The following is a 4,538-nucleotide window of genomic DNA, read 5'->3' as shown; positions in this document are numbered from 1 at the left end:
AGCCAAAAAGCGCATCAAGATTTTCACTCAGGGCAATAAATTTTTACAGCGCGCAAACGACAAATACGACTTCAAACACGTTGACGGCGGCTTTGTCTATCAGCAAAGCGACGAGGTGAAAGCTAGCGAGCTAGAAAATATGAAACTACAAACCGCGCGCGCAGCTAACGAGGCTGAGCTAAAAGACCTCGAGATCGCGTGGAAGGTCGCGGCGCTTACGAAAAGCAACTGCGTCGTTTACGTGAAAAACAGCGCCGTGGTCGCCATCGGTATGGGTATGACTAGCCGCGTGGACGCCGCGCGTGCGGCAGTGGCCAAGGCGCGCGATATGGGGCTTGATTTACGCGGTTGCGCGCTTGCTAGCGAGGCGTTTTTCCCGTTCCGCGATAGTATCGATATCGCAAGCGAGGCAGGCGTGAAGGCCGTGATACAGCCTGGCGGCAGTATCCGCGACGATGAGGTCGTGCAGGCGGCAAACGAGCACGGCATGGCGATGTATTTTACCGGCGTGCGCCACTTTTTACACTAAAATTTGATCTTTTTTGCGGCGAGGCGGCGTAAATTTGACTGCGCCGTTTTGCCGTTCTAAGCTTACTGATTAGCGGCGCGCTTGCTCCGCTTTTCTCAAATTTGACTTACCGGCCTTTAAATTTGGACTGCGATTTGCTTGCGCTTTGGAGATTAAATTTAATTGAAAGCGATATATGAAGCAAATTTTGATTTTCTTGGTATTTTTGGCGGGGCTTTATGCGGCTAATATCTACGTAAACGGCGAAAAGGTCGGCGGCAGCGACCAAAACTCGACCTATAACGGCGAGAGCAAAAACGAAATCCTAAAACAAGAGGGCAGAAAGCAACTCTGCAAAAAAGGCTACAAGCAGTATTGCTAGGCGGTGCTTTATCTTTTAATCGGCGGTCAAATTTACGCCGCCAAATTTTATCTCATCTCAAATTTCACACCTTCAACGCTCGGGTTTTGCCGCTCAAATTTAACGCCTCGGCCGTCAAATTTAAAATTTAATCCCTTAAGCAAGGTCAAGACGCCCGCACGCAAAATAAGAGTATAATTATCCAAATTTAAAACAAGGATAAAAAATGAGCGATTTTTTTAAAGACGCCGAGCAGTTTAACGCCGAGGGTGCGACGGTACCGTTTTATAGATATAGCCAAGGCGGCGTGGATTTTGTAGGATTTGACAGCCGTCCGTGCGTACCGCCCGAGCCTATGATAAACGCGCTGGTGGCGATCAAATTTGCAAACCAAAACACCAAAATCGTGATGGTAAATCATAAATTCCCAGCCGGTTTGATCCCTAAAATAGAGGAGCAGTTCGACATCGAGCGCGAGGATCTGGAGGGCGGGGCGGTCAAGATGACCTTTAGCCTAAAGCAGGGCGCGGACGTCAAAAACGTAGATACAAGCCTTTGTCACTGAGATAGGCTATGCTTTTAAACACCTTTGCGCCGCCTTTTAAGCTAGTGGGCGGTTATTTTATCGCGGGCATTTGCTTTTTGATTGCGAGCATTCCCGCCTTTTTCGCGGCTGATTTTGAGACGATCGCGGGGCTTGAGACGGCGGGATTTTTACACGTGTTTTTCGTCGGATTTGTTATGAGCATCATCATCGGCGCGCTTTATCAGCTCACTTCGGTGATTTTAGAAAAGCCGTTTTCGACGATCAAGGGCGCGGTGGCAAATTTAGCCCTTTACTGCGCGGGCACGGCGTCGATGAGCTACGGGATGATCAGTGGCAAAACGGGCTTCATACACGGCGGCGGCATGGCGCTTTTTCTCGCGCTGCTGTTTTTTGGCACGACCTATATCGTTAGCTTTATGGACAATGAAAAAAAGAGCTTCGCGGCGTTTATGCTCTTTGTTTCGGCGGTATTTTTGCTCGCCGGCATCTCGCTTGGATTTTGCCTTTTGATGATACTTTCGGGCACTTTGCCGATGGATTTTATGTTCGCGCTTAAATTTCACGTCTATTTCGTGCTCGGCTTTGTCTTTTTTATCATCGTCGGCGTAGCAACCGTGCTGCTACCGATGTTTGCTCTGGCGCACGATCTAAAATTTACGCTTAGCAAATTTGCCTTCGGATTTTATATTTTGGCTGGCGTTTTACTGTTTTTTAGCGAAATTTACGCGTACTTTGCGTTTGGAGCGGCGATTATTTGCTTTGTCGCCGAGGCACTACATATCCTAAAAAAACGCGTCCGCAAGGCGTATGACTACTGGAACGTAAATATCGCTCTTTCGCTCGCGGCCTTCGTACTATTTTGTGTTTTTGTCGCGGCGGATAGATACGATATGGCGGTATTTATGCTGATTTACGGCTTTTTATTCGCTTTTATTGCGGCTCATCTTTACAAGATCGCGCCGTTTCTCATCTGGTACCACTATGTAGCGCCGTTCGTGGGCAAGGTAAAGGTGCCTCTGCTAGATCAGATGATCCTTAAAAAGCCCGCATATATCGGTATCGGCTTTAATGCTCTTGGGCTTGCGCTTTACGAGCTTGGCGTCTGGCTGGAGATAAAATCGCTCGCGCACTGCGGCGTGGCTTGTCTGCTAGTTAGCATCGTTTTGGTTGCGATAAATATGATAAATGTTTTTAAATTTACGAAATTTGGAATAAAGGAAGAAAAATGAAAGAAAAAATCTATGCCGCACTCTCAAATATCGTCGATCCCGAGGTGGGCTTTGATATCGTATCCTTGGGACTGATTTACGACGCGGTTTGCGACGAGAACGGCAAAGCAAAGGTCACGATGACGCTATCTACGCGCTCATGCCCGCTGCACGAGATGATACTAAGCTGGGTAGAGACAGCGGTGCTAAACGTCGATGGCATAAAAGAGTGCGAGATAGACCTCGTATGGGAGCCTGCGTGGAGTATCGAGATGGCGAGCGACGAGGTGAGGGCGGCGTTAGGAGCGTGATTTTTGGCGCTAGGCGTAGTCAAATTTTACTGCGATTTGATCTGTTTATAAGCTTGTTCGGAGCGCGATTGTCTTGTCCGGACAAGCTCGCCCCAGTGCCTAAATACGAATGATGAGCTGGATGGCGTCGCCTTCGCGTCCGATCCTGTTCTGGGCTATATAGATGCGTCAAATGACAGAGTCAAGTTTCTCTAAGTGTTCAGTATTATGTAGCGTGAGCTAGACTGGCTACAAAGACCCGGCTACGTAGCGCGTAGAGCCGTAGAGTAGCTCATAAATATGATGAGTGAGGATAAACCTCTGCTGATCACCGACCTAAAGCGTACGAAAGAATATATTTAATTTAATTAAAGCAAGGTCGGTTTGGTAAATTTAACCCTGCCGGCAAGCAAGCTCGCTAGAAATTTACCAGCCAAATATCTCTTTTATCGTTTTTTGCAAAGGTAACACATGTATCAAATTTTCACTACGCATTTTCCCAAAATTTCACTCACGTGCACTGCATAAAAAACGCGCTCACCCGCGTCCGCTCGCACCAAAACACATATAAAATCCCGCCGCTACCAAACATCACCTAGCCGCCTTGCTCGCAGCTGGGAAGCTCGCTATCAAGCTGCATTAAAAATTCCATTTTCTCGCCGCATATCGGACACGTCGGCACCAAGGCGCCCTGTATCCACGATGGCTCGCCGCCGATGCGCGCGAGGTTTTGCCTGCTGTTTGACATCCCCCAGTCCTGAGCCGCCCAGCGCGCCGGCGTGGGCGCCAGCGCGACCTCGCACTCCTTTATCGGCTCATCCTGCACGTATTCGACTTGCGTCCGCTCTCCGATACGCCGTGGTATACCCTGCGCGTCGTGCTCGTAAAAGACTATCTCGCCTTCGTTTATCTCTCTAACATGCGCGGCGAGGCTTAGGCGCGGCAGCGATCGCACGGGCAAGTCACGGGGCAGCGGATCAAGCGTGATGAGATGAAATAGCGGATTTTGCGCATCGCCGTCCGCCTCGTCCAAAACCCCGCCGAGCTTATAGCCTGCCTTGCCGCCCTCAAACCGCCAGGTCGGATGGCGCTTCGCCAGATGCGCCGCATAGGGTGCGCCGAAATAGCCGCGCGGAAAGATTATGTGATACACGCGCTGTCCACAGTATCTTTTGAGCCTGAATTTCTCGCCGCCAAAACTTATTTTATCGTTCGAGGTTTTTGTGATTTATCGGAGTCGGATTCGTTTGAGTTAAATTTAGAGCCGTGTTCAGTCGTGCACGCTTTAAAATTTTGACTCGCTGCCGATTTTAACTTGCCAACGTTAAATTTAACGACGCTTGCCGCATCGCATGCTTCATTTAAATTTTTGCGAGTACATCGCGCTCATCCGCTTGCGACGATACAGAAGCGAGGCTACCCAGCTCGTTTGTCATCCGCGATACGCTACACTCGCTCGTTTGGGTTTGCTTTTGGCGTTATATTATAGTGTTTTTGGTGCGGTATAAAATCTAAAAACTATGGTTTTGAAATTATTTTTAGTGGAATAATTTTATTGTAAAATAAGAATATCCTGAATATATTGTGACTAACGAAATATAGTATAATTTGTTAAAAATCAATT

At 48.3% G+C, this 4,538-nt stretch carries 6 protein-coding genes and 1 pseudogene; 6 read left to right on the top strand and 1 reads right to left on the bottom strand.

Translation table 11 applies throughout. The features are described from left to right. The 6 genes and pseudogenes from Q0338_RS10250 to Q0338_RS10225 form a co-directional block, all read left to right on the top strand. Positions 1 to 529: pseudogene (locus tag Q0338_RS10250) on the top strand (bifunctional phosphoribosylaminoimidazolecarboxamide formyltransferase/IMP cyclohydrolase PurH); the annotation flags it as partial. 175 nt (positions 530 to 704) lie between these two features. Then, positions 705 to 890 carry a hypothetical protein gene (locus Q0338_RS10245; RefSeq protein ID WP_298086635.1) on the top strand — a complete coding sequence of 62 codons (186 nt, stop codon included), beginning with the start codon at positions 705 to 707 and terminating at the stop codon, positions 888 to 890. Positions 891 to 893: 3 nt separating this feature from the next. Next, positions 894 to 1,067 carry a hypothetical protein gene (locus tag Q0338_RS10240; protein ID WP_298086634.1) on the top strand — a complete coding sequence of 58 codons (174 nt, stop codon included), beginning with the start codon at positions 894 to 896 and terminating at the stop codon, positions 1,065 to 1,067. Between the two features lie 28 nt (positions 1,068 to 1,095). Continuing rightward, positions 1,096 to 1,434, top strand: coding sequence for a hypothetical protein (locus Q0338_RS10235; protein WP_298086633.1), 339 nt, complete (start codon positions 1,096 to 1,098; stop codon positions 1,432 to 1,434). Positions 1,435 to 1,442: 8 nt separating this feature from the next. After that, positions 1,443 to 2,645 (top strand): peptidase M50, encoded by a 1,203-nt coding sequence (locus Q0338_RS10230; RefSeq protein ID WP_298086632.1) that lies wholly within the window; start codon positions 1,443 to 1,445, stop codon positions 2,643 to 2,645. Continuing rightward, entirely contained in the window at positions 2,642 to 2,935 is a 294-nt protein-coding gene (locus Q0338_RS10225) for a metal-sulfur cluster assembly factor (protein ID WP_298086631.1), read from the top strand. Before Q0338_RS10230 ends, Q0338_RS10225 begins: the two co-directional genes overlap by 4 nt. Positions 2,936 to 3,509: 574 nt before the next feature. On the opposite strand, the gene Q0338_RS10220 is transcribed toward Q0338_RS10225, so the two are convergent. Then, positions 3,510 to 4,067: a hypothetical protein gene (locus Q0338_RS10220; protein ID WP_298086630.1), complete on the bottom strand. Its 558-nt coding sequence runs from the start codon at positions 4,065 to 4,067 to the stop codon at positions 3,510 to 3,512. Positions 4,068 to 4,538: the final 471 nt, after the last annotated feature.

Origin of the sequence: uncultured Campylobacter sp., assembly GCF_938018145.1 — a bacterium.
Lineage (GTDB): Bacteria > Campylobacterota > Campylobacteria > Campylobacterales > Campylobacteraceae > Campylobacter_A.
Note: the sequence above shows the minus strand (reverse complement) of the source record. Positions and strands in the feature narration are given on the sequence as shown.

Coding starts and splice junctions, on each gene's coding strand:
- Q0338_RS10245 (WP_298086635.1), top strand. CDS start 705: ATGAAGCAAATTTTGATTTTCTTGGTATTTTTGGCGGGGCTTTATGCG.
- Q0338_RS10230 (WP_298086632.1), top strand. CDS start 1,443: ATGCTTTTAAACACCTTTGCGCCGCCTTTTAAGCTAGTGGGCGGTTAT.
- Q0338_RS10235 (WP_298086633.1), top strand. CDS start 1,096: ATGAGCGATTTTTTTAAAGACGCCGAGCAGTTTAACGCCGAGGGTGCG.
- Q0338_RS10225 (WP_298086631.1), top strand. CDS start 2,642: ATGAAAGAAAAAATCTATGCCGCACTCTCAAATATCGTCGATCCCGAG.